This window comes from Planktothrix rubescens CCAP 1459/22 (genome assembly GCA_904830895.1).
GTDB lineage: Bacteria > Cyanobacteriota > Cyanobacteriia > Cyanobacteriales > Microcoleaceae > Planktothrix > Planktothrix agardhii.
In genome coordinates this window covers 4,634,653-4,656,662 of the sequence record LR882958.1, presented here as the reverse complement: position 1 = coordinate 4,656,662, position 22,010 = coordinate 4,634,653, and the positions used below count along the sequence as shown (strand labels likewise).

The 22,010-nt window shown below is 40.1% G+C and carries 16 protein-coding genes and 1 pseudogene; 10 read left to right on the top strand and 7 right to left on the bottom strand.

The window, feature by feature from the left end; translation table 11 throughout:
* Window positions 1–22: 22 nt before the first annotated feature.
* A complete protein-coding gene (locus NMG86_RS21305) occupies window positions 23–1,210 on the bottom strand; it encodes an aminotransferase class V-fold PLP-dependent enzyme (RefSeq protein WP_026796459.1) in 1,188 nt (395 codons plus the stop codon).
* 122 nt (window positions 1,211–1,332) lie between these two features.
* Between NMG86_RS21305 and NMG86_RS21300 the strand changes: the two genes are divergently transcribed.
* Window positions 1,333–2,454, top strand: a complete 1,122-nt coding sequence (locus tag NMG86_RS21300; RefSeq protein WP_227350592.1) for a YihY/virulence factor BrkB family protein — start codon at window positions 1,333–1,335, stop codon at window positions 2,452–2,454.
* Window positions 2,455–2,679: 225 nt separating this feature from the next.
* Here the strand turns inward: NMG86_RS21300 and NMG86_RS21295 are convergent, their stop codons facing one another.
* Entirely contained in the window at window positions 2,680–4,992 is a 2,313-nt protein-coding gene (locus tag NMG86_RS21295; RefSeq protein ID WP_026796457.1) for a Calx-beta domain-containing protein, read from the bottom strand.
* A gap of 113 nt (window positions 4,993–5,105) precedes the next feature.
* Here NMG86_RS21295 and NMG86_RS21290 point away from each other — a divergent pair, with 113 nt between their 5' ends.
* The 7 genes from NMG86_RS21290 (at window position 5,106) to NMG86_RS21260 (ending at window position 14,710) form a co-directional block, all read left to right on the top strand.
* Window positions 5,106–8,465: a helicase-related protein gene (locus NMG86_RS21290; RefSeq protein WP_026785229.1), complete on the top strand. Its 3,360-nt coding sequence runs from the start codon at window positions 5,106–5,108 to the stop codon at window positions 8,463–8,465.
* Window positions 8,466–8,642: 177 nt separating this feature from the next.
* Window positions 8,643–8,888, top strand: coding sequence for a DUF4258 domain-containing protein (locus NMG86_RS21285; RefSeq protein WP_071782636.1), 246 nt, complete (start codon window positions 8,643–8,645; stop codon window positions 8,886–8,888).
* 2 nt (window positions 8,889–8,890) lie between these two features.
* Window positions 8,891–9,085 carry a DUF2283 domain-containing protein gene (locus NMG86_RS21280; RefSeq protein ID WP_199918578.1) on the top strand — a complete coding sequence of 65 codons (195 nt, stop codon included), beginning with the start codon at window positions 8,891–8,893 and terminating at the stop codon, window positions 9,083–9,085.
* Window positions 9,086–9,109: 24 nt separating this feature from the next.
* Window positions 9,110–9,724 carry a type I restriction endonuclease gene (locus NMG86_RS21275; protein ID WP_043939035.1) on the top strand — a complete coding sequence of 205 codons (615 nt, stop codon included), beginning with the start codon at window positions 9,110–9,112 and terminating at the stop codon, window positions 9,722–9,724.
* A 175-nt stretch (window positions 9,725–9,899) separates the two neighbouring features.
* Window positions 9,900–13,700 (top strand): HsdM family class I SAM-dependent methyltransferase, encoded by a 3,801-nt coding sequence (locus tag NMG86_RS21270; RefSeq protein WP_026796455.1) that lies wholly within the window; start codon window positions 9,900–9,902, stop codon window positions 13,698–13,700.
* A gap of 117 nt (window positions 13,701–13,817) precedes the next feature.
* Entirely contained in the window at window positions 13,818–14,195 is a 378-nt protein-coding gene (locus NMG86_RS21265; RefSeq protein WP_026785233.1) for a GxxExxY protein, read from the top strand.
* 110 nt (window positions 14,196–14,305) lie between these two features.
* Complete coding sequence (locus NMG86_RS21260) at window positions 14,306–14,710, top strand: EVE domain-containing protein (RefSeq protein WP_026785234.1); 405 nt, start codon at window positions 14,306–14,308, stop codon at window positions 14,708–14,710.
* Window positions 14,711–15,093: 383 nt separating this feature from the next.
* Here NMG86_RS21260 and rpsU read toward each other — a convergent pair whose 3' ends face one another.
* Window positions 15,094–15,291, bottom strand: a complete 198-nt coding sequence (rpsU, locus tag NMG86_RS21255) for a 30S ribosomal protein S21 (protein ID WP_026785235.1) — start codon at window positions 15,289–15,291, stop codon at window positions 15,094–15,096.
* On the opposite strand from rpsU, the gene NMG86_RS21250 reads away from it, so the two are divergent.
* Window positions 15,283–15,450, top strand: coding sequence for a hypothetical protein (locus NMG86_RS21250; protein ID WP_158442178.1), 168 nt, complete (start codon window positions 15,283–15,285; stop codon window positions 15,448–15,450). The two genes, rpsU and NMG86_RS21250, sit on opposite strands and share 9 nt — an antisense overlap.
* A 217-nt stretch (window positions 15,451–15,667) precedes the next feature.
* On the opposite strand, the gene NMG86_RS21245 is transcribed toward NMG86_RS21250, so the two are convergent.
* Together NMG86_RS21245 and NMG86_RS21240 are read right to left on the bottom strand one after the other, a co-directional pair.
* The gene (locus NMG86_RS21245; RefSeq protein ID WP_081694404.1) at window positions 15,668–16,117 is read right to left on the bottom strand and encodes a calcium-binding protein; all 450 of its coding nucleotides are present in this window, start codon (window positions 16,115–16,117) and stop codon (window positions 15,668–15,670) included.
* Window positions 16,118–16,156: 39 nt separating this feature from the next.
* A pseudogene (locus NMG86_RS21240) lies at window positions 16,157–16,213 on the bottom strand (hypothetical protein); the annotation flags it as partial.
* A 139-nt stretch (window positions 16,214–16,352) separates the two neighbouring features.
* On the opposite strand from NMG86_RS21240, the gene NMG86_RS21235 reads away from it, so the two are divergent.
* The gene (locus NMG86_RS21235) at window positions 16,353–17,390 is read left to right on the top strand and encodes an RNA-guided endonuclease InsQ/TnpB family protein (RefSeq protein ID WP_199918577.1); all 1,038 of its coding nucleotides are present in this window, start codon (window positions 16,353–16,355) and stop codon (window positions 17,388–17,390) included.
* Here NMG86_RS21235 and NMG86_RS21230 read toward each other — a convergent pair.
* Together NMG86_RS21230 and NMG86_RS21225 are read right to left on the bottom strand one after the other, a co-directional pair.
* A complete protein-coding gene (locus NMG86_RS21230; protein WP_026796454.1) occupies window positions 17,382–18,212 on the bottom strand; it encodes a calcium-binding protein in 831 nt (276 codons plus the stop codon). The genes NMG86_RS21235 and NMG86_RS21230 overlap by 9 nt on opposite strands.
* Entirely contained in the window at window positions 18,181–21,723 is a 3,543-nt protein-coding gene (locus NMG86_RS21225; RefSeq protein ID WP_026796453.1) for a DUF4347 domain-containing protein, read from the bottom strand. Before NMG86_RS21225 ends, NMG86_RS21230 begins: the two co-directional genes overlap by 32 nt.
* Window positions 21,724–22,010: the final 287 nt, after the last annotated feature.

Here is a 22,010-nt window from a genome sequence, read left to right as displayed (position 1 = left end):
CTGAGAGTGTCAATGCATACCCTTATAACCCCAACAAAATTTCTGCTAAATATTCATATTGAGATAAATGATTATAAATTTGAGCCGAAATTCTCATCAAGGACTTAGTTTGATCTTCCCAAGGCATAATCGGAACTTCAATTTGATATTCTTCCCAAAGTTTTTGATTCAAATTATCATAATTTTGCCATTTTTCCCCTAAAGGTAAAACTGCCATTGAACCGATCATATCATCAGGACAGGATAAATTTATTCCTATTTTTTCAGATAATAATTTTCGAGCATTTACCACTAAATTATGATTAGTTTTGATTAACTCTGACCATCCTCCGGGTAACAGAGAACCCATGAATTTAATTGCTTCAGGAATACATAAATAAGCACTGGGGTCGGGGGTTCCTGTCCAGTCAAATTCTAATAAAAATCGAGAGCGATCGCTTCGGGTAGAATTAGCTCCATGACTAATTGTAAGCGGACGAATTAATGATTGTCTATCCCTTTGTACCGATAAAAATGCGGCTCCCTTGGGTGCAGATAACCATTTATGACAATTTCCTGTATAGTAAGTTGCTCCAATTGCTTGTAAGTTTAGCTCTAACATTCCGGGTGCGTGGGCACCATCAACCAAAGTATCTATTCCTAAATGAGTTAACTTTTTAATAATCTCTTGAATTGGAAAAATTAACCCGGTTTGGCTGGTAATATGATCGATTAAAACTAATTTTGTTCGAGGAGAAACTTTTGCCATAATCGCATCAATAATTTCTTCAGATGAAGCGACCGGAAAAGGAATATCTGCTATAATGATTTTAGCCCCCGTGCGACTAGCAACAAAATCTAATACATTCCGACAAGCATTATATTCGTGATTAGTTGTAAGTAATTCATCTTGTTCTGAGAAAATTAGCGATCGCAAAACCGTATTTACCCCGGTTGTCGCATTGGGAATGAATACTAATTCCTCTGGATTTGCACCCACAAAATTAGCTAATTCAACTCTAGCATTATCGAGTAAAATTTCATATTCTCTGACAAAAAAATGACAAGATTGTTGTTCAAGTTGTTGTCGAAATTGATATTGAGAATCTAACACAGGAATTGGACAAGCACCAAAAGCACCATGATTCAGAAAAGTTACCTTGGGATCAAATAACCAATATCGAGAAAAGGGAGAATATTCAGGTTTAGTGTGTAAAAGAGTGTCTTTCATATTTGATGAAATTAACAACTATTTGATCCTAAACCAATTCCGAACTTAAATAAATCTTATTTTTTGACAAAATCTTTCCCAAGTCGAGTAAATTAGGAATACCGTATCCATCCCCAATATTTATGAGCATAGCCAGCTTTTTGATGTTCTGGCGAAATCTGAAATCGTTTAAGTGGCGACCTTGTGCTATTCACACCCATTTAGTTAAACTGATTCAGCGCGGTGCTGATCTCGTCGCGGAGCAATTAATTGTCCTGTTTCCTATCATAATTAAACAGATTAAAAGAAGTAGGCGACGGATGATTCGTTTCTGCCGTTTTTTTCTATATTTGAATCCCAGAACCTTTAAAAAACTGATTCAGGCGACTATAGAACAGCGTCTACCGGGTTTTGCTGCGGAAATGGCTTATCATGCTACCTTAGCATTATTTCCGGCGGTATTAGCCCTATTAATTGCCCTAAGTTCCTTTGAATTATTGCAAACGGAACTCTATCAAATGGCAACTTTACTCAGTCAAATTGTCCCAGAAGATGTCCAGAATTTAATAGGAACTGGAATTTATCATTTATCTTTAACACCGAGTTCGGGTTTACTTTCGGTGAGTTTTATTGCCTCTTTGTGGGTTTTTTCCGGTGTAATTGGTGCAGCGATGACCGCATTAAATCATATTCATGGGGTAGAAAAGACCCATATTAGACCCTTTTGGAAAAATAAATTAATTGCCTTATCTTTAGCATTAGGAACTCTATTATTATTAATTTTAGCCACTGCATTAGTATTAGTGAGTGACATGATTGTTGAAGGAATTGCCCGTCAAAGTTGTATGATTGAAACCATCGGAAACTGTGCCTTAGAAGATTTAGCCATTTGCATGATTCAACCGCCAGTACAGAATTGTTTATTACAATCAACCCTATTAGAAACCTGGCAAAAACTACGATGGCCGATTACCTTGGGAATTGTTTCTACTAACTATGCTTTTATTTATCGTTATGCTCCTAATTATAGAAAACCTGGAACTCCTCTAATGCCAGGAGCAATTTTAGCCGCTGTATTTTGGGCTTTAGTATCTAATTTATTTCGTTTATATGTTTACTATTTTGGCAAATTTAATATTACCTACGGCACAATTGGCGCGTTTGTAGTTTTATTACTCTGGTTACAAATTAGTTCCTTAATTATGCTAGTAGGAGCCCAACTTAATGTGATTGTGGGGGATGAATTAAGATCCTCACCGCCCTAGAATTGCAGTGATTCCTAAACCTGTTCTCAGGCGATCGTATTTAATAGGGGCGAGTTTTGACAATGATTAACAATTCAACCGTAGGGGCGGGTTCCGAGACCATCTTTAATTATCAGCAATTATCTCCCTAAACCCGCCCCGGCAATTTGTTGTTGAAAAAAGCGCGATCGCTCTGAGAAATACAGAGGCGATCGCCGAAATCATCAACCTATCTGATGACCAGATTCAGATAATGGCAAAGTTTGCTGCTGTTAAGGAAACATCGTGGAAGATACTAATTTTATTTCCTGGGCTGAGGGTGATTTCAGAAAACAGGCCTCCACCAGTAACAGGAAGTTGGTTAGTAATTGCGGCTAAAACAGCGACTCCATTGCTAAAACCAAGACCAGCAGCGACCTGAATCTTATCATCAGCAACAACAAATTGATTCACGCTATTTTGACCACTTGACGCACCAAAGATGAAGGTATCTTTGCCTGCACCACCGAATAGATTATCATTCCCATTACCTCCATTTAGGAAGTCATCCCCATCTCCTCCATCAAGGTAGTCGTTGCCAGCACCGCCCAGCAGTGTATCATTGCCGACATCACCCCATAGGTAATTATTCCCATCACCAGCGTCAAGGGAATCATCGCCACCCCCTCCGCTCAGCGTGTCGTTGCCAGCTAAACCGCTAATAGTGTCACCCAGTTCGTTCCCTAAGAGGTTGTCATTCCCAGCAGTCCCGACAATCGGTGCTTTGGGGCCGACAGTAAACGACCATGTGTAGGTTTGACCGTTGGCTGTAATGGAGGCAGTATAAGTTTCCCCAGGCAGCAGGGGATCGCGCGGAACCAATAATACCATGTCATTTGAGTCGAGACTAGAGCGTCCTACCTCTTGATCGTTGTTGAATCCAGACCCTGGCCCGTAAGCTTCGAGAACCCCATTCTTGGGATTGATGTAATTAGTTTCATCAAACACCGCGTGAGCAAGTTGTGTGCCGCCCTGCGAGAATGAGTGAGCAGTAACATTAGGAGTAACGTCTCCATTCCCCAACTGCAAGAGCAATGGCAAACCCGTAGGGGCAGTGTACGGGGGGGTACCTGTGCTTGTTAGCGGATCGGGCCACTCTCCTCCTCCATAATCGCGTATGGAAGCTGGAATGGTTTGACCGTCGCCTGGCCAGATAATGGGAAACTTCACTGATGAGGGGATGCTGCTGTATTCACGTTGAAGCACAAGCGTGGCACCAGTAGTAATCTGGCCGCCTGCTTCCCGATAAGCACCATAGCCGACTTCGGTCACGTACTGATTGAGAATTCCCGCTGCGTGGAAAGGCGCCCTCAGCCACACCTCGATATCGTCTACATCAGTAGTGTTGAGACCACCACCCCACGCTACATTGCCGGACATACCAGCTTTCGCGCCTTCAGGGGTGTACCACTGGTTCCCTGGATCTTCGTAATGCCCACCCCCGTTATTTTTAACCAGATATTTGGAGTGTGCGACAGCACCCGCTCCCGCAATCGGGTTTTCTCGGACGGGGGGCAGGTTGGCTGCGGTGCGATGGAAATTAATAGTAGACAGCCATTCCGGTTGCGTATCATTATCGACTATAGCCAAAGTTGCGTTCCTCTGGGTTCCTACAGTTGCCCCACCAGTAGGGTTTTTTAAGGTAATCGTCAGGGTTTCACCGGGATCATAGGCAGTGTCATCGAGGATGGGAACCTGAATCGTTTTGGGCGTGGTGTCTCCCGCAGCAAAATTAACGGCTGTGGGAGTGGTGCCGTAGTCGCCAGATCCAAATTTAGCTGTACCGTCAGAGAGGCTAACAACAGCACTAACCGCTCCATCACTGCTGCCTGTGCGGGTGACAGTCACCAATGTGACTGGTGTGCCATCTTCGTTGACGCTGTAGGTAGCCGCACTAAATTGCAAGCTGCTTGCTGGTATTATCGTTGGCTCAGGAGTTGGCGCTGGTTCCGGTGTTGGTTGAACAGTTGGATCGGGTGTTGGTTCCGGTGTTGGTTGAACAGTTGGATCGGGTGCTGGTTCCGGTGTTGGTTGAACAGTTGGAGTTGGAGCCGGAGGAAAACTGCTGCGAGGAACATTCAACAAGACTGCGATCGCACGATTAGTAAGTTTGTCTATGATCAGCGTATCGTCACTACCAGTACCATCAGCACCTGTACCCGCAGTCAAAGTGTAGTTATCAAAATTCAAAATGCCGTTCTTGCTGGTAATCCGATCGCTTCCAATTTGATAATCGGTAATATAATCAATACTCTGATCATCTAGCTTCAGGAAAAATGTGTCGGAGCCATCGCCACCTGTTAGGGTATTGATACCGCGATTGCCGTACAAAATATCATTGCCTCTACCACCGACAATTAAATCATTGCCTCCACCACCGAATAACCAATCATTGCCATTTCCTCCTATAAGAGTGTCTTGATCTTGGTTTCCGAAAAGGGAATCATCACCACCTCCGCCATCAATTGAATCATTTCCTTTCCCAGCGTAAATAACTTCAGCATCAGAAGAACCGCTCACGCTATCATTTTTAGTGGCGGAGGATGATGAAGATGATCGCCTACTGATGCAAGAAGTCCTAGTGGGACTTAAACAAAAATCAAGCCCAAATCAAGTTTTATAAAGACAGGCTAATGATACTAGACAATGAAAATAGCAATCTGAAAGTTTATGAGTGGATTGTAAAATATACGGAAGAAGGTACTGTAGACATTATTACAGGTTATTTCACCGTCGGAGCTTTAGCTTATCTTTCGCAGCAAATTAATCAGAAAATTGCTAAATTTCGGCTAGTGCTTGGGGATATTGTTAATTTGGATCTGGTGGAAAACCGACCCTTAGATTTGCTCAATGAAAACATTACAATTGAAGCGGCACTTAATCTTAACCGTTTAGCACGGGAAGCCGTGGCTTTTTTAAAGCAGGATAAAGTGAAAGCAAAAACTTTAGAACCCAATTTTTGTCATGCTAAGTGCTATTTATTTAACCCGTCGAAGAATGATGATCGTAATAAATATTTTATTTCGGGTAGCTCCAACCTAACTGAAGCAGGAATTGGCTTAAAACATACAAATAATTTAGAATTAAATATTGCTGAAACTGGTAATAATAACCAATATAAAGAGCTAGTCGAATGGTTTGCAGAACTTTGGAACAAACCACAAGCACATCAAGAAAAAACTCTTATTTTTAAAGATGGTTCGAGGAAAAAAGTTAATTTCAAGCAATATTTAATTGCAGAAATTGAAAAGATATTTATTGAATATACGCCCAGAGATATTTACTACAAAATTTTATTTGAGTTATTTGGTAATCAAATTCTGGAAATCGAGAATGATCCAGAGTTTAATCGTCAAATAGGTCGGTTAGAAAATACCGCTATTTTTCACTCCCTGTATGACTTTCAAAAAAAAGGTGCTCTTAGTTTAATTCGGATGCTTCAGAAATATGATGGGGCAATTTTAGCGGATGCTGTGGGTTTGGGTAAAACTTGGAGTGCTTTGGCGGTGATCAAGTTTTTCCAGATGCAGGGAAGGGAAGTTATATTGCTTTGTCCTAAAAAATTAGAAAGTAACTGGAGACGCTATAAGGAAGATCAGGAATCTAAATTTGAAAGTGATAAACTCAAGTTTTTTATTCGCTTTCATACGGATATGAATAGCGATCGCCTAAATTCCTATAATGATCGCGCTGATAAATTATTTTGTGACGATAAACCTAAGCTAATTGTGATTGATGAAAGTCATAATCTCAGGAATGATAAATCCCAGCGCTATAAATTTTTAGTTGAGCAGATTTTGCGGAAAAATCAAGATATCAAAGTTTTGTTGATATCAGCGACTCCGATCAATAACTCTTTAAATGATGCTAGAAATCAATTTAAGTTAATGGTGCAGGGTAATGTTCATGGGTATGAAACAAAATTGGGTATCAAAAATATTGATTATTCCTTTAAAGAAGCAAAGACAATATTTAATGAATGGCGTAAAGATGACATTCCCAAAATAGGAGACTTTATTAAAAAACTCTCAGGTAATGATTTTTTTAGATTGACGGATTCGTTATTAGTGGCGAGAACTCGCAAGATGGTAGAAAGTCAGCAAACTAATTTAATATTTCCTGTTAAAAATAAGCCTGTAAATTTATTTGTGACACCACACCAACTTGGTAATTTTGAAACCTTTGAAGAATTATTTGACCATTTCCCCCCGATGCTGTCAGGGTATCAACCAGCGTTTTATTTAGATGATAAATCGGGAACAAAAAAGGATGTATTACGCGATGATAAACTACGCGATCGCTTTCTGGTCAAGATGATTTATATTTTGATGGTCAAGCGTTTAGAGTCTTCTTGGTGTTCCTTTTACTCAACGGTTGAGAAAATTAAATATCATCATCAAAATGCTTTAGATAAAATTAAAGATTATCAAACCAACAAGGCAAAAGCAGTATTACTAGAAAATGATGTTCTTGATTTGGATGATGATCAAAATGATGATGATTTTACAGAAGCAGTTGAAGAATATACACTAGGCAAAAAACGTCCGATTAATATTGCTGATATTGATGCTGCTGGTAGTTTGGATAAGTTTAAGGAGGATCTCAAAAAAGATTTGGATGCTCTTGATAATCTTTATGTCAATTTGCAAAAATTTGACGCAAAAATTAATAAAGAGTTAAATAAACCCAATCAAATTAAATCCTGTGATGATAAGTTAGAAGCATTGATCGCTCAGATTATTAAAAAGCGGAAGTTAGGGGCAAATAACCATAATCAAAAAGTGATAATTTTTACGGTTTATCGTGATACGGCGATATATTTATTTGAGCAACTTCAGGCTAGAGGTTTTAACAAAATTGCGATCGCATCGGGTACAAGTTCACAGTCTGATGATAGCGATCGCCCTCAAAAAATGGAAATGATTTTAGAGAGATTTGCGCCCTATACTAAGTTATTTTGTGAAAAGGAATGGAATTTTAGTTCCGAAAAAGAAGGGTTAGAAGCGTTTACAGAGTGGCAAGAATGGATTAAAGAAAATCATCCTGATACTCACCAAAAGCTGAATAAACCCATTGATATTTTGATTGCGACTGATGCTTTGAGTGAGGGACAAAACTTGCAGGATGCTGATATGGTGATTAATTACGATATCCATTGGAATCCGGTAAGAATTATTCAACGGATGGGACGAATTGATCGCTTGGGTAGTCCAAATCAACAAATATTTGGGATTAACTTCTGGCCCTCAGATAAGATTAATTCCTATCTCAATTTGCAAGGAAGAATTGAGCAACGGATGGCGACGATGAAGTTGGCGGGGTCAGAAGTCGATCATCAGTTTTCTGATAGCTTTGCAAAGATGGCTCATGATGAAGATTTTGATCGGAAAATGAATGATCTGATGATGCGACAAATGCAAACTACTTGGGATGATATCGAGGTAAGCGATCAAGGTTTAGGCTTTGATAGTTTGTCTTTGGAGCGCTATCGACAGGATTTACTCGCTGAATTTGACCGCGATAAAGATAAATATCGCCAGATGCCAAAGGGGGTATATACGGGATTTTTGGGAGATGGTAAAATAGGCGATCGTAATGGGATTGTGGCTTTACTTGGTTATCCGGCAAAACCTTCTAAGAAGTTCGATCATCAATATCAAGTTTTTGATTTAATTTATATTAATAAGTCGGGTAACTTAATTTTGAATAATCAAAAGGAGGTTTTAGATTTTCTGACTTTAAATAAGGAGAAAGGACGTTTTGTGCCTGATGCTGTTGATCGGGGTGATGAAAGTGCGATCGCTGAATTAGTAAATGCGCTTAAAGCTTGGTTAAGTAGTCAAATAGATCAGGAGCCGCGAGATTTATTAGCCAAAATCAAAAAAGGTAATAAATCTGCATTGGAAATTGTTAAGCAAAATATTAAGGTTGATGAAAAATTTCAGGTTGATAAGTTTGATTTGGTGGCTTGGGTGTTGGTGAGCGCGGATTAGGGGGGGACTTGAACACGGATTAAGGGGATTACACGGATTTCGCGGATTTTTTGGATTAAGAGTGATTAAGGGATTTTCTTTGTTGAAAGCTATATGATAAAAATAAGTAAAATCTGTGAAATCCTTTAATCTGCATAATCCGCGATTAAGACGTTTTTTTGATAGGAGGCAAAATTTATAGAAAGCTTTAATCTGACTGAACACGCCCGTTATCAAATTCTGAAGCGAAAAATACTAGAATCATGGATAGAACAGACATTGCTATATCCTGAAAGAGTTGAACTTTTAGCTGACATTCATGGGAATACCCATTATTTAAAGCGCATACAGGAATTTGGCGATCGCTGGTTGCGAGTGGTCGTAAATCCCAATGTTGAGCCTAATCGAGTTGTGACCATCTTTTTTGATAGGAGAGTAAAATGAAATTGATTGTTCATAAAGAAGATGATGCTCTGTATTTGAGTTTAGATGATTCAGAAGTTATAGAGTCAGAAGAAGTGAGTGATGGCATTATTCTTGATTACAACGCTGAGGGAAAAATTATTGGGATTGAGTTGCTGTATATCAGTAAGCGTAGTCCTAATTCTTTGCAGAAAATTTTGTTAGAAACGAGTGCTTAACATAAAAAATTTGAGTAAATAGCTATGACTATTGCAGTTACAGAAAATATCCGATCGCTTAATGATGTAGAGACAAAGTTAGGTCTGCGCCGATCGCACGATCCAGACTTCTTTGTGGAATGGCGTGGAGATTTTGCAGAATTAGTTGATACTGAAAAAAACACTCTAGATCGGATCAAACGCTCATATTTACATCATGTTGCTGAAGGCTTTTTGTCTGAGGGGTCAGTAAATTTGTTGATGGTTTCACCATTACTATTTTTGGCAGGTTTTCTGGAATCTCCTTTTAGTTTGCGAAGTGAACAGTCAGTTGAAATTAGCGATCGCAGTGGTAGTGTTACTTATCACGGCAGAATTGATGCTTTAGTTTTGAATAACAATTTATGGATCGTTTTAATTGAGGCAAAGCGTTCTAGTTTTTCGTTTTTAGTGGCAGTACCACAGGCTCTTGCCTATATGATGGCAAGTCCAAATGGTGATAAACCAACCTATGCACTCGTCACCAATGGCGATCATTTTATGTTTATTAAGCTGCAACAATCGCAATACGATCTTTCTGATGATTTTTCACTTTTTAAGCGATCACCCAATGAACTCTATTCCGTGTTTCAAATCCTGAAATCCTTTGAGAATCTGTAAATAATGAACCTAACTATCTTTGAACACGGATTAGATGGATTACACGGATTTCGCGGATTTTTTGGATTAAGAGTGATTAAGGGATTTTTTTTGTTGAAAGCTATATGATAAAAATAAGTAAAATCTGTGACATCAGTGTAATCTGCATAATCCGTGATTGTGGCTTTGTTTTGATATGAAACTCACTATTTTTAATGAATTAGACTTTTTGCCTGCTTTACGGGCTTTTTTTGCGGAGTTGCAAGTACCGATAAATGCGGTGACGGATAAGCCGATCAATGCTAGAGATATTCTGGGAAATAATTACAAAGATCGCGAACCTTTTGAATTGATTGATGATGTTTATTTTTTGGGGATGGTTGATGATGCTGCGTTTCGGGGTGGTAAGAGTTTAGCGATTGATAAAATTAAGTCGGATTATGATGGGATTATCATTTTTGGGGTGACTTTAAATAATCGTGATGGTGGTTTGTTGCCAACGCGATCGCATTTAGCCGAAATAGCACGGGCTTTTAATCGGGAGTTTTGCTATACGCCTGTCGTAGTAGTGTTTAAGTATGCTGATGCTGATAACAAATATCTGGCGTTTGCTAATACCGAGAGATCGAAGTATAAGCGGAATCAGGAAGGGGAAAAGGCGGGGAAGGTAACGTTGTTAAGGGATGTGAGTATTAGCAATATTCACTCGGCGCATGAAAAAATTATTTTTGGCGATAAGAGTTTTAAGGGTTTAAAGATTGATGCGAGTAAGGTCAATAGTTTTAAAAAGTTGTATGACTATTGGCAAACAGTATTTTCATTACAAGCTTTAAATGATCAGTTTTATGCAGATTTACAAGATTGGTTTTACTATGCCTCACAGCATATAAAGCTTCCTTTCAGACCTGACTATGTGCCAGAAAAGGAAAACATTAAAAACTTTTTGGTGCGGTTGCTTGCCAGAACTATGTTTTGCTGGTTTATCAAGGAAAAGGGATTGATTAAACCTGAGATTTTAGAGCTTAGAGATTGGGATGGTCGGGTTTTTCCTTTGGTTAAAGATTTTGAGGATGAGAACTTTTTAGAGTCAAATAGCTACTATCGCGGCGTTTTGCAAAATATATTTTTTAATTCGTTGAACCAAAAGGATAAAAAGTCGCTCAAAGATTTTAAATGGACTAAGTATTTACATTCTGACTTTCAGGTTGAATGGTTTATAGATATTCCATATTTGAATGGTGGTATTTTTGATGATTTGGATGAAGATAATGCGAAGGAAAGTATTGAGGATACGGTGATGCGTGTGCCTAATTTTCTGTTTTATGGGATTGAGACAGAGGAGATTGTGGCTAAGGGTAAGGCTAAAAAGATTGAAGTTAGCAAGGTTTATCATAATGGTTTGAATGGTATTTTCAAATCCTATAAGTTTACCCTGGAAGAAAATACGCCCTATGATGAAGATATTGCCTTAGATCCTGAGTTATTGGGTTTGGTATTTGAGAACCTATTGGCAGAACTCGATCCAAATTTGGAAGAGAATACGATTAAGAGTATCCGTAAGCAGACAGGGAGCTATTACACACCGCGTAAGGTGATTCAGGAAATGGTGAATGAGAGTTTGTTTATCTATTTGAAAAAACATACTGCTCCTGCAAATGTAGAAACTCTCAAAAAGTTGGTTTATGAGAATATCCTAGACAATACGAGTAATGCTTTTTGTGAAGGTGTGGTGAATGGAATTGATCGCTTTAAGGTGCTTGATCCTGCCTGTGGTTCGGGGGCTTTTCCGATGGGTGTGTTACATCGGTTAGTTGATATTTTGAAGCTGGTTGATCCAGATAATTCCAAATGGTTACGGCTAAAGTTACAACCTGTGGATGCTAATTATCGTGATGAGTTTGAGAAGACACTGAAGCAACATTTAGATGATTACAGTCGCAAGTTAGGGATTATTCGTGACAGTATCTATGGCATTGATATTCAGCCTTTGGCGGTACAGATTACCAAGTTACGCTTTTTTATCTCTTTGCTAATTGATCAAAAGGTTGAGAAAGGGATTACACCAATGCCAAATATTGAGACAAAAATTATTTGTGCAAATAGTCTCAAAAATATTCAGCCAGATTTGCTTTCGTTTGGTGCGATTCCCCAGTTAAAAATCGCTAGACTCAAGTATTACAAGCCTGATTTGTCGATTGATGAGAAGCGATCGGTAACTGATGACATTGTGACGGTTTTAGATGGTGCTTTTCCATCGTTTAGTACGGAGATTATGGGTAAGCATATCGCAGGACAGAATCGGGAATTATTGCGCCATTGGTTTACCCATGCGACGGTGGCGGCTCCATTTTTTAATTTAGATTTCTTCTATCCTGAGCTTGAGGGACAGGGTTTTGATTGTGTGATTGGCAATCCGCCCTATGGTGGTACGAAGATTAGTGATGATGTGCGTAAGGATTTGGGAATAGATAGTAAAGATCCCTATGGTGCTTTTATTGCGAGGTTTTTGGCAAGTTGTGATAAGCAAACACCGTTAAAAAATGGTGGGGTTTTGGCTTACATTGTCAGTGATACTTTCATGACGATCAAGAGTCATCATGCTTTGCGCCGTCAGATGATGGATAACTACATTCATAAGATGATTCGGGTGCATCCTGATACGTTTAAGGCAACTGTAAATACGGCGATTATTATTTGCGAACGGAATAGGTCAAAGTCTTTTAATCAGGATCATGTTTGTCAGATGGTGGATATGACTAATGTGAGTGTTCATGATAGTTATAGTCGGTTTGTGGAGTTGTTGGGGCTGGCGCGAGGGGTTGATTTTGATGAGGTAAAAGAATGTGTGAGTAATGAGGAGTATGGGATTTATTATTATCCGCAGGGTTTGATTCGGACTAATAGTAATTTGCCATTTTTTGTGGCTAGTCCTAAGTTGTTTGCTTTGATGAATGATAGTAATGATCCTGATTGTCTGCCAAAAACTATTGTGCAGGAAATTGGCGGCAAAAGATTAACAGTACGCAAGATTGAGATGAATAGAAAAGAGATTCAGGTGGTGAAGTTAGGGGATATTGCGGATGTAAAGCAAGGACTTGCGACTGGTGATAATCAGGCTTATTTATTCCAAAATCCTGCTGCAAGGGGGAATTATCGCAGTATTGAAGATTTTAGAGAGTATTTGCTGACTGAGGAGAATTTAGACAAGATTAGAAATAACGAGAATTTGCGTTTAGATGTGATCAATAAAGGCATTTCTAAAGATGATCCTTCGAGTCAAAGATATTTTGGTGGGCGTTATATTGTTCCTTACGATAAAGGTGGTGAAAGTGATTCTGATGATGGTTGGATGCCTAACTATTTTGTCACAACTGATTATTTTATTGATTGGAGTGAATGGAGTATAAATAGAATGAAAACTTATACAATCGCTCAAAGAATTAGAGAGTATAAAGAAAAAACATCAATAAAGAGTCATTATGAAACTACTAATGCCGCCATTATAAGAAGTCCTGACACATATTTTATAAAAGGTATAACTTATTCAAGAACTGGAAATTACGCTCCAACTTTTAGGGTTGCAACAGGTTCTGTTTTTGATACAAAAAGTTGCACTTTGTTCTTTTCTAAAGAATCTTTTGTTATTTGCTCTTTGGCTTATTGTTCATCAAAACTTCTAAAGTTCTTTTTCAAAAACTTTCAAGGACATACTGTAGACGCACAGGTTGACGATCTTAAAGTATCCTCATTTCCTTTAAATATTTTAGGATGCTCTGCTATTAATCAATTATCCCATTCAATTATTCAAAAACAAAAAATTGATCCTTATTACGACTATGCCAGTCACGAACAGATAGAAATAGATAAATTAGTCTATGAAGCCTATGGACTTAACGCCGAAGACATTGCCGAGGTTGAGAATTGGTATGCGCGTAGATATCCAAAATTATCTCAAGCTCAGAAGGCTAACCTGCGGAAACTTAACCCCACTATTTGAACACGGATTAAGGGGATTACACAGATTGCACGGATTTTTTTAGATTTTTGGAGATTAAATGAATTAAAATCAGCGAAATCAGCGTAATCCGTTAAATCCGTGTTCAGCATTTATATTATGACCTTCAAACACCAAGACATCACCCAAAAAATCATCGGCGCATCCTTTGAAGTTCATAAATTTCTCGGTAACGGCTTTCAAGAAGTAATCTATCAAAGAGCATTAGCCTACGAATTTCATCAAGCAGGATTAACATTTGCCAGAGAAATCGAACAACAAATCTATTACAAAAACCTACCCGAACCAATCGGTACACGCCGCGCTGATTTTGTTGTCGAAGAAAAAGTATTAGTCGAACTAAAAGCCACCAAACAACTAGAAGATGTCCACTTTGCCCAATCCCTAAACTATCTCAAAGTCTATAAACTCGACGTCGGACTATTAATTAACTTCGGCAGTAAAAGCCTAGAATTTAAACGACTAATACGAACATAAACATCTGAACACGGATTAGACGGATTACGCGGATCTCACAGATTTAGGTTATCTTAAAAATCAGCGTAATCTGCGTAATCCCCTTAATCCGTGTTCAGCATTTAATTAATATGAACTACTGGCTAGTAAAATTCGCACCCTTCCGCTACAGTTGGCAAAAAATCCTACTACATGGCAAATTTGAAATCTATTCCGTCCGCAACCCCCAAGCACGGAATAACCTCAAAGCCATGCAACTAAACGATCAAGTCTTGTTTTACCACAGCCAAGAAGGAAACAGCATCATGGGTAAAATGAAAGTAATCGTCACCGCCCATCAAGACCCAACCACCGATGATCCCAAATGGTTAAGCGTCACCTTTGAGCCAGTAGAAACCTTTGAGAAAGCGATCGCATTAAGCCAGATTAAAGAAATTCCAGAATTAGCAAATATTGGCTTAGTCAAACAGCCAAGACTCGCCATAATGCCATTAACTAAAGCTGAATTTGAGATAATTGTAAATTTAGGAAATTAATAAAGGCTGAACACGGATTAAGGGGATTACACAGATTGCACGGATTTTTTTAGATTTTGGGAGATTAAATGAATTAAAATCAGCGAAATCAGCGTAATCCGTTAAATCCGTGTTCAGAATTTATATTTAATTGCTTTTCGTCTTTTTTCAGCAAGCCCTATTTACTGGTTTGAAATTGTAGAATTACCCGACCGCGCCTCCAGAGAATAACTGCTAGAAATTGACACTCTCAGGTCTGAAGACACTGAGTTTTCAAGCTCCCAGACTTATGTTATAAAAAGCAAAATCCGCGACGTTACTCCCTGCTGCATCCATGAAGCATTAAGCGGGAGTTGGGGCGCGGTAGATACAAAAGCAGTTTTCCGATCTTAACAAAACTAAAACTATGATGTCCGTTTTTTGCGGAAAGCACGTCTTTGACGTTGATTAGCGATCGCCTTGCGCTTACGCTTCTCTGTAGGGGTTTCAAAGTGACGGTTTTTTCTAACATCCGCCAAAATACCAGCCTTAGAAACTTCCCTCTTAAAACGCCTTAATGCTGACTCTAGCTGTTCATTTTCACCCAGAATAACTTGGGTCATGTCCTCTCCTTAAATGGTCTACAACAACATTTGAAAATCTTTTGTGGGATTATTCCCCTTCATGCAATATTACAACAATGGGTAATATCTAGTCCATGTTGTAATGGCTACAAAGCGGATAATATATTAGGTTCGGTGAACCTAGCAACTCAAGTTTAGCGGCTCGCCGAACGTAGAATTCCAGTTGCAATAGACAGAAATAGCAAAATCCAAATCACATAACCCGGGATAAACGCTAAAACAGATAGACCCCTAAGCGTCCATAACAAGACCAGTAGACCCGTTATAGACGCAAATAGGTAGGAAAAAATTAACTTTTGGGAATTAGGAGATCGAGTCACAAATAGTACAGACTTGAAGACGCTACGGATCTAGCTTAACCTAAGACCTGGAAGCTATTAGAAATAATTAAATTAGCCTGTACACCCGCCAGACGCACTAGGGGCTGATCTCCAAGATTAATTAAGGTAGAAGTTCCCTCTTGGATAATAGTCAGTTGGTTTAAGGTTAAGCCCTTTGCCAAAACCAAGAAATCTTCTCCCACCCGGAAATCCGTAATCTGGTCAAAACCAGTACCAGCACCGATGACAAAATAATCTTTACCTGTACCTCCGGTGATCAAATCATCACCGAGATCCCCAAATAACCAATCATCCCCAGCCCCGCCGTTCAAGGTATCGTTTTGTTGTCCACTGTAGAGGGTATCATTGTCATCACCGCCACAGAGTAGATTTTCTCCCTCATTAGCTAAGAGCAGGTCATTGCCCGCACCGCCACTGAGTTGATCTAGGTCGGAACTATTACCCACGACATTATGGCTTCCCACACCCCCATAGATCGTGTCATCCCCATTGCCACCGCAGAGGATATCCGTGCCTTGGTCACCAAACAGGAGATCATTTCCCGCATCTCCATACAGGACATCATAAGATCATGATGGGAGTGTGGAAACTCAGTGTCTTCAGACCTGAGAGGAAACACGACTCAGGGGAATTTATTCCCCTAGAAATATTCAATTATGCTATCATAAAGAAATTAACATAGTCGTGATAGTCGAGTCAATGACTAAAACAAGTAAAACAATGGGAGTGCAGCAAATATTGTTGTCTCCAGATCCAGAAACCCGTGCGTTATTAGAATACCTTTGTCAACAATCAGGTAAATTGTACAACACGGGAATTTATTTCGCTCGTCAAACATTATTTAAGACAGGTAAATTACTAACAGGAAAGTTTGATCTGGCTTTTAAACCATCGGTATCAAAGTCTTTATTGGCACGATCAATGCCATCAACACCGATGCAGCAAACTTTAATGTCGGTAACAGAAGCATTCAAATCTTTCAAGAATTTGAGAGATTTACATGAAAAAGGTCAACTCCATTTTCGACCTAAACCTCCTAGTTATCTCTTAGATATTAACCAAGCGTTGTCTATTGATTTAGGTACTGCCGATAACTTAGCAGCTTGTGTTGATACCTTGGGAAATTCTTTTTTGATTGATGCTAGAGACTTAAAAGCTAAAAATCAACTTTGGAACAAAAAAGTATCAACTCGTAAAGAAGGTAAATCCCAAGATTATTGGGATAATTGGTTAGACTGTGTAACTCGTAAGCGCAATCACCAAATGCGTGACGGGATTAATAAAGCAGCAAAACTAATTATTAACCACTGTCTTAAATATGGTATTGGAACACTGGTAATTGGTTGGAATGAAGGTTTCAAAACTAATGCTAATCTGGGTAATTTGAATAATCAAAAGTTTGTTCAAATGCCTTTGGGTAAACTAAAATCCCGTGTAAAACAACTTTGTGATTTGCACGGGATTAGGTTTATTGAAACTGAAGAAGCCTACACTTCAAAAGCTAGTTTCTTAGATGGAGACTCCCTACCCAAATACGGTGAAAAACCGATGGGGTGGAAAGCATCTGGAAGCAGAATTAAACGTGGGCTTTATCGGACATCTGATGGTTTTGTTGTTAATGCTGACCTGAATGGTGCAGCAAACATTCTAAGAAAAGTATCGGGAAGATTGGGTATAATGCTCAATCAACTCAGTAGACGATATGCGGCAATCGTAGCGAGAATTAGATTAAACTAATTCTGTCCGCAGAATCTCAGTGTCTTCAGACCTGAGAGTGTCAACCTGTTCACCACCATAGACATTATCGTTACCCTCACCCCCCATCAGGGTGTCGTTGTTGCGGTTGCCATAGATAGCATCATCTCCGGCTCCACCCCAGAGGAGGTCAGGGCCATCTCCCTCGTTACTCAGAGGATCGGTTTCACCGTTTATATTCAGGTTGTCACCAAAGAGGGTGTCATTGCCTTGATCCCCATAAATGGTATCCGCCCCTAACTCCCCTCGAAGTAAGTCGTCGTCTTGGCCACCAAAGATAAAATCATTACCCGTACCACCATAGACCGTATCGTTGCCAATGCCTCCGTGTAGTAAATCCTCTCCGGTGTAGCCATAGAGGACGTCCTGTTCCTGGGCTGCGATCGCAGAACCATCACTGGGACTGCCAATCAGGGTATCATTGCCATGGTCGCCATAGAGGGTATCGTTACCATGGTCTCCAAATATCAGGTCATCATCCTGACCGCCATAGGCAATATCGTTGCCATCTCCCCCCAGCAGGGTATCGTTGTTTTCGTTACCTGAGAGAAAATCATCTCCGGTGCCGCCCAGAAGTAGATCCTGTCCTTCTAAATCCTGGGTAAGCGACAGATCATCAATTCCGGCTAAGAGGGTATCATTTCCCTCTTGACCTTGCAGGGTATCGTTGCCATAACTCCCCCGCAGGTAATCATTACCCAGTCCACCTTCTACTAAGTCATTGCCGAATGAGGCATCAACGGTATCATTCCCATCGCCAGCGTAGATATTGTCATTCCCTGTAAAGGCGGGTAATCCAATCATCTCCACCAAAGGCAAAGATACTTTGATTCAGAACAGTTCCCGTCAGAGTATCGTTATTCTCTGTGCTGTTAAGGATATTTGAGGTTGGGTTAGGAGAAATTAAACCCAGCACCGGGGGTTCGGGGAATACCACTTCTAGGAGTTTAGGAGCCGGGAGACAAATACCACACTCACGGTTTTGTCTGGGTAATGGTGTTGAGGTGGGCGCGGCAGTGGGTTCGGGGGTCGGAGTCGGATTGGGACTGGGTATTGGTTCGGGGGTGGGATTAGGAGTTGGACTGGGTATAGGTTCCGGGGTGGGATTGGGTATGGGTTGAAAGTTTAAGTTTACGGTCGTCCCGGTCGATGTTGCTCCTTTATCATCCGTGACCGTGTAACTAAAACCACCGCCATCGAAGTCACCTGTAGATTGAAATTGCAGTTGAGAGGCTTCTTCTGGGGTTAAAACCTGATTGGCCGTCACAGGTTTACCATTGAGGAGCAGCACCCCATCAGCTATATCCGGTAAGCTGGCAATCGTAAAACTAGCAATAGTACCATCGGAGTCACTTCCTGATAGTGAGAGAGGAATCTTACTATTAGCTAAAACCGCAGCATTCAGGTTATTAGCCACCGGAGGAATATTCTCTGGTGCTGGAGTAGGTACTGGGGTAGGTACTGGGGTAGGTACTGGGGTAGGTACTGGGGTAGGTACTGGGGTAGGTGTTGGACTTGGAGTCGGACTTGGTGTTGGTGTTGGACTTGGACTTGGACTTGGACTTGGAGTCGGACTCGGACTCGGTGTTGGAGTCGGACTCGGTGTTGGAGTCGGACTCGGAGTTGGAGTCGGACTCGGAGTCGGTGTTGGAGTCGGTGTTGGTGTTGGAGTCGGTGTTGGTGTTGGAGTCGGTGTTGGTGTTGGAGTCGGTGTTGGTGTTGGAGTCGGTGTTGGTGTTGGTGTTGGACTTGGTGTTGGTGTTGGACTTGGTGTTGGTGTTGGACTTGGTGTTGGTGTTGGTGTTGGACTTGGTGTTGGTGTTGGTGTTGGAGTCGGACTCGGTACAATATTAATTGTGGTTTGGGCGGTATTACTATTATTATCTCCGTCATTAACAACAACTTCAATTGTCCGAGGGGTGAGGTCGGGGTTGTCGCTATTGTTGCTAAATTGAATTCCTTTGATGGCGGTTTGATAGTTGCTTAAACTGCTTGGCCCGCTTAGGGTAATTGTGATTTTTCCAGGGACGCTGCTGTCGATACTTCCACTAATTCCGTTGGGGAATGGGGGTAGGGTGAAGTTGTCTCCTATTTGTTTATTTGTTAGGGTAATAACGGCTGTTTCGATATTGGTATCGTCTAGGTCTGTGATACTAATATCTGTATTAGCTATGGCTATTCCTGTACTGTTTTCGGTATAGGTTGTGCTGTAGTTGCTTCCGGTGGTCGTCCCATCTAGGTCGATAATTGGGGGGTTGTTGACGGGTACAACTGTAATTGTACTAACAGCAGTATTACTAACATTAACACCATCATTAGCAATTACACTAATTGTCCGAGGGCCAGCAGTGGGATTTTGTGAATCATTATTGTAAGTAATGCCCTGTAATAAACTCTGTAAGTCAGCCGTTAAAATATTGCTGTTATCGGGTTTATTGATTGTAACTTGCTTTGTTGTATTATCGTATTTAACCGTGAATTCAGTAGAACCTACTGTAACTGTTACTGGTATAGAAGTTACATTCAGGGGAAACAGTTGACCCCCAATAGTTAAAGATTCTGAATCTAGGTCTGATAAAATACCAGAAATCCCAAGGGTAAGACTAATAATATCATCCCCATCAGGATCACTCACCGTAGGGACAATATTATCAGAACTAGCAATGAGAATTGGACTATCGCCTTCAGTGAAAGTTGTGTTGTAATCATAGCCTGCTGGAACTGTTATATTGGCATAATCCAAATCAACAACGGGGGGAGAACCGAGGGTTAATACTTTTAAGTTCGCAATTTCATGAATATTTGTCGCCCCGCCTGTGGAAGCAGCGAAACCAAACTTGAAGTTAGCAGGTACTATATTTCCATTGGCTGCTTTGATATCCAAATTCTGAAAGACATATTCACCCGCATCTCCAACTCCATTAGAATTAGTATCAAAGAAAAGACTTAATAGCCCATTAGTAGATAGTTGAATTCCTACTTTTCTTTCAACACCTGTGTCAGTTCTGTTTGTTGCGGTACTCGGCCCATCAATTCCATTCACACCTGTGGGTAAGGTATTGGTATTATAAGTAGCAATCCAGGGATAAGACGTGGTGCGATCTTGTGTCGCTACAGGAACAATTTCTTTCCCGCGAATTGTAATCGAGTCAGGAACAGGGAGTTTTAGCTTTTTCGGTATGCTAGTATCCCCTGTTAATGGACTGCCTCCTACGCGAATAGTATTATTACTGCTATTGACCTCTGTAGCAAAGTTTCCATACTCATCAAATCCAATTCCAACATAGCCTCCAGCGATGCCGTCTGTGCCACTATTGCGGTTTTGAGCATATCCCAAGGAACCACCGAAGGCTCCTGCTTTGATTGGAGATTTGCTACCATCAATTAAGAAAAAACTTAATCCATCCCCTTTATTAGTTGTTGCATCAGCAGTTCCTCCATAAGAATAATAATCAAATAATATGGTTAATCCAGAGGTGGAAGAAATAGGTGTATTGTAAATAACGAAACCGGACTGATTGGTAAGAGATGTACCGGAAGCATTTTTAACAGAAGTTAGTCTTAATGCACCAGTCCCATCGCTATCAATGGGTGTAGGATTTGTTCCTGTGGGAACGCCCGGAATCCCTCCAGTTTGTGCAGTCCTATCAGTTCTTGCTGTTAAGAAAGGAAGGTTATCTGATGGGGTTGGATTAGCCAGACCATTTCCATACAGCCAATTAAGTGTAGCTGTGTCTAGGGTACTATTTTTAAAGGATTCATCAACTAAAGCTGGGGTAAGTAATACGCCCTCATAGTTCAATAAAGTTGGAGTTTGAATAGCTAAACGGGTGTCAATTTTTCCGGTTGCATATTCTAAATTCCAATCTCCTCCCAACTGAGTCGCACCTGTTAAATTCTCGGAGGCGGCGATATCGGCTTGAGTTAGTTGGGATAAATTTGTAACGAAGGATTGTCCTAAACTTCCAGACGCAACATTACATCCATATAATAAAATATCCGCATTTTCTGTTAAGCTGGCTTGCCATTGGGAGAGTTGGGTTGAATATTGGTCGAGATTATTAGCATTAATAACAGTTGTCCCTAACTGTAAACTTCCACTTTCACCGTGAGAAATAATATGAAGGGCATCAATATCTTTTTGTGTAGAAAGAATAGAACTAATTTGAGCAATTCCATCTTGATTAGGATCGAGTATAATAACTTCTGCGTTTGGGTCAACGCCTTGCAATAATGTTTCATAGTTATCGACACTAGAATCAATAACTACGACAGTTTTCACTTGATCTTGAATATAATTATGGTTAGATGACATACCCTGATTTTCCTTGGTTTGGCTTTTCTTTCAACAAATGTATGGGCTAGTTGAAACTTAGATTGAAATTTACACTAAAAAAAACTGATGCAATACCGACGACTCTGAATGAATAGCGTGTATCATAAACTGCACTATCCTCTCAGTGTAAACCCATAGATTAGATTTATTCATTAAGTTTGTACCAGATCTGAAATTGTCATACTTACAATTGACAAAAGGTTAAACAATGCTATGATTGACAGCCTTATTAATCAAAAACCTAAAAACTTCCACCCAAATCAAAG